A 3,555-nucleotide genomic window follows, 5' to 3' on the forward strand; every position below is an offset into this window, starting at 1 on the left:
TGCTGGACTACTTCGTCCCCAACGGGTCCGCGTAGTGGCGTACCCACATCGCCGCCTTCCGGCACGAACTTGGTCGCCCCGATCTCCTTTTTCGAGAAGCACCGGTCGCTTGACTGCCCGCTGCTCATTACGCCGTGGGACCCCATCCCGCGGTACTGCTTGTAGCTCCGGCCGTTCATGGTAATGACTTTACCGGGCGACTCGTCGGTACCCGCAAACATGCTGCCCATCATCACCGTGTCTGCCCCGGCCGCAATGGCTTTTGCAACATCGCCGCTGAACCGGATGCCCCCGTCCGAGATGATCGGGATGCCTGCCTCATGGGCAATCTCCGCAACCTGCGCAACGGCGGTGATCTGCGGGACGCCGGTCCCGGCAACAATGCGGGTTGTGCAGATGGAACCCGGACCGATGCCCACCTTGATGCCGTCGACACCTGCGTCAAGCAGTGCCGCTGCCGCCTCCTTTGCCGCGATGTTCCCGGCAACCACCTCGGCCTTCACGCTGCCCTTGATCTCCTTCACGGCAGCAACCACCTTCATGTTATGGCCGTGGGCGCAGTCCACGACAAGGGCGTCTGCCCCGTTCTGGTCCAGGAGTTCGGCACGGGCAAAGTCGAACGGGCCAACTGCTGCAGCAACACGGAGGTTGCCTTTCTTGTCCCGGCAGGCAAGCGGGTACTGGCGTTTTTCCAGGATATCCTGCATGGTGACGATACCGATCAGTCTGCCTTTGTCATTGACAATGGGGAGCCGCTCCACCTTGTTCGTATACATGATCTCAAGGGCTTTCTCGGCAGTGATGTCCTCTCCGCCAACGATCGGCTTCTTTGTCATGATGGTGGTGATATTCTCGCTGCCGCTCTTCTGCACGATAGCTCGCACATCGCGACGGCTCACGATGCCGATGATCTTCCCCTTGTCAACAACCGGCACGCCGCCAATATTGTACTGGTGCATCAGGTGCTCTGCATCCGAGACTGTTGCCGTGTCCTCGACGTACAGGACATCGCGCTCGATCAGTTCTTCGGCCTGCTTGACGGCAACAACCTCCTGCATCTCGTGCTCGGGCGTCATGTTCCGGTGGATGACACCGATGCCGCCAAGGCGGGCAAGCGTGATGGCCATCCTCGCTTCGGTCACGGTATCCATTGCAGCGGATACGAGCGGCATATTGACATTGATATTCTTCGAGAACCGCGAGCGTGTGTCAGTCTCAGAGGGTTCTACCCACGATGCCTGAGGTTCCAGCAGGACATCGTCAAAGGTTAAGGAGAGGGGGACTTCCAGTTTTTCCACAAACATGATCATCACCGGATCAGCGCAAGCGCCTTGTTGATCAGGTCTTCACGAACCGTTGCATTCCGGTCGCCGCCGCAGACCATTCCCCGGACCCCTATGATCTCGGGGTTGATCCGCTTGAGTGCTTCCATGTCCTCGAACTTCAGGGCACCGGCAAGGGCGGTGCCAAGGCCGAGGTCCCGGTTTTGTTCTGTGAAATGGGCAAGCGCTTTCTCGTCCATGAAAGCGAACGTGCTCTGCCGGTCCTTGATGCCGGTGTCGACCATGGCAAAGTCGGCCCCGCAGTCCGCGGCAATGGGAGCCATGTCGAACGGGGAGATGGTGTGCATCCGTTCATGGTCGGAATATGCGGCGATGACCACGAACTTTCTCGGGAACGGCTCTTTCACGGCCCGGACAACCGCGGAGATAACCTCACGGGCCTGTTCCTTTCCCTCGAACGCAAGCCCGATCTTGACATAGTCAGCCCCGGCACAGGCAGCGCCGTACGCGGTAAGGGCAGCGCCGCCGGGCTTGTAATCGAAATCCCCGATGGCTGCGCTTACGGGCTTCCGGGCGAATTCCTTGATCTCACGGATCACCCAGGGATAGTTTGCGCCGAGCGAGCCTTCGGATGGTTTTTTGACGTCGATGATGTCAGCGGCGACCGAGTGCCTTGCCTCGTCGATGGAGCTGGGGCTGACCAACAATTGCATAAGATTTAATGATCTTTTGACATAATAGTGGTTTTGGGTTCGTCTATGGAACTGGTCCTTGCAATGGATTTGAAAGAGAATCTGGTCGTGCACGGCAAATCCGGGCAGCGGGAGCGTTACAAACCGCTCGACTGGGGCTGTTCTCCGACGGCGGATCCGGCCGGATTCGTCCGGGCCATCCGGCCGCGTTCCATCTATATTGCGGACCTTGACCGCATTACCGGGACCGGTTCGCATGATACCATTGTCCGGCAGTGCGCATCCCTGGTGCACCGGTGTTACATTGACCGCGGGTGCCGGGGACCGGATGACCTGCTCGACGGGTACCACATCACGAACATCACGGGGACTGAAACCGGGGGGAGCGACCTCTCATGCTATTCCGGCGGTTTCCTGAGCCTCGATATCAAAGCCGGTCGCGTCATCCCCTCGGGTCGTGACCCGGTCGATTTCCTCCGGGAGGCAAACGGCTGGAAATTTGACGGGTGTATCATCCTCAACATCAGCGCCGTGGGAACCGAGACCGGACTCGATCCGGCAATGCTCGATTCGATGCGGGCCGCGTATCACCGGAAATTGTTCTGGGGCGGCGGCGTTGCATCGCAGGACGACATCGCGATGCTCTGTGATGCCGGGTTCGATGGCGCAATCATCGCCACAGCGCTGCATCATGGAAAAATCCCGGTTGACTGGATCCGGAGGGGCCGGGTATGCTAACGGGCATGTTGATCACGCTGGAAGGAATAGACGGGAGTGGGAAGAGCATGCTCCACGGATCGCTCAAGGATTTGCTTGCCGATCTCGACCCTCTCATGACTCGGGAGCCGGGAGCGACCTGGGTGGGTGATCAGGTACGGCGTGCGATAAAAGAGCAGACCGATCCGATCACAGAGGCCACGCTTTTCGTTGCTGACCATGCAGCCCATCTTGCGAAGGTTGTCCGGCCGGCACTTGCGGAAGGCCGGCTTGTCATCTCCGACCGGTACAGCGACAGCCGTTATGCCTACCAGTCTGTGACCCTGCAGGGCATTGTACCGAAACCGGAGGAATGGTTGCGGGCGATGCACAATGGGTGGACGATTGTGCCGGATAAGACATTCCTTTGTGTGTTGCCGATAGATGAAGCGCTGACCCGGCTCAAGCCGGATTCAGAGCGGGAGCATTTCGAGAAGCGGGAGACGCTGGAGAAGGTTCAGAATAATTATCTTTCCTATGCTCGGGCGGAACCGGAGCGGTTTGTGATTGTGGATGCCCTGTTGTCGCAGGAGACTGTGGCGACGTTTGTGGCGGATGCGATCCGGGTGGAATGGGAAGCGGGGATGAAGAAGCGGAAGGTAAGGAAGAAGTGAGCAGGTTTTTCTGGATTTTTCCGGATTTTTTTTTCAACAGATCGCGATGAAAATTTTTCATAGTGAAAATTTGTTGTAAGTTAGTGAAGCGATTGTAGGTTAATTAACCTACAAAACTATTGTACAACCTACAATATTTTGGTGGCTCCGGCGTGAGCGGTCCGGACGATCAACCGGATCGCGTGTGAAAATTTTCACGCACGATTTTGA

Annotated in this window: 4 protein-coding genes; 2 read left to right on the forward strand and 2 right to left on the reverse strand. The window is 57.9% G+C overall.

All coding sequences use genetic code 11. The annotated features are described in order from the left end of the window. Both guaB and CW742_RS08940 read right to left on the reverse strand, forming a co-directional pair. A partial coding sequence (guaB, locus tag CW742_RS08935) for an IMP dehydrogenase (protein WP_292419357.1) occupies positions 1–1,304 on the reverse strand: 1,304 nt, incomplete at its 3' end. Between the two features lie 5 nt (positions 1,305–1,309). Beyond that, positions 1,310–1,996, reverse strand: coding sequence for a (5-formylfuran-3-yl)methyl phosphate synthase (locus CW742_RS08940; RefSeq protein WP_292419360.1), 687 nt, complete (start codon positions 1,994–1,996; stop codon positions 1,310–1,312). A 45-nt stretch (positions 1,997–2,041) separates the two neighbouring features. On the opposite strand from CW742_RS08940, the gene CW742_RS08945 reads away from it, so the two are divergent. Beyond that, positions 2,042–2,713, forward strand: a complete 672-nt coding sequence (locus tag CW742_RS08945; protein WP_292419363.1) for a HisA/HisF-related TIM barrel protein — start codon at positions 2,042–2,044, stop codon at positions 2,711–2,713. A gap of 5 nt (positions 2,714–2,718) precedes the next feature. Then, positions 2,719–3,345: a dTMP kinase gene (gene tmk, locus CW742_RS08950; protein ID WP_292419365.1), complete on the forward strand. Its 627-nt coding sequence runs from the start codon at positions 2,719–2,721 to the stop codon at positions 3,343–3,345. Positions 3,346–3,555 lie beyond the last annotated feature (210 nt).

The organism is Methanoregula sp., assembly GCF_002835825.1.
Classification (GTDB): Archaea; Halobacteriota; Methanomicrobia; order Methanomicrobiales; family Methanospirillaceae; genus Methanoregula.

Bases quoted from the DNA above. Each gene is read 5' to 3' on its own strand.
- CW742_RS08940 (WP_292419360.1), bottom strand. From the start codon at position 1,996: ATGCAATTGTTGGTCAGCCCCAGCTCCATCGACGAGGCAAGGCACTCG.
- CW742_RS08945 (WP_292419363.1), top strand. From the start codon at position 2,042: ATGGAACTGGTCCTTGCAATGGATTTGAAAGAGAATCTGGTCGTGCAC.
- tmk (WP_292419365.1), top strand. From the start codon at position 2,719: ATGTTGATCACGCTGGAAGGAATAGACGGGAGTGGGAAGAGCATGCTC.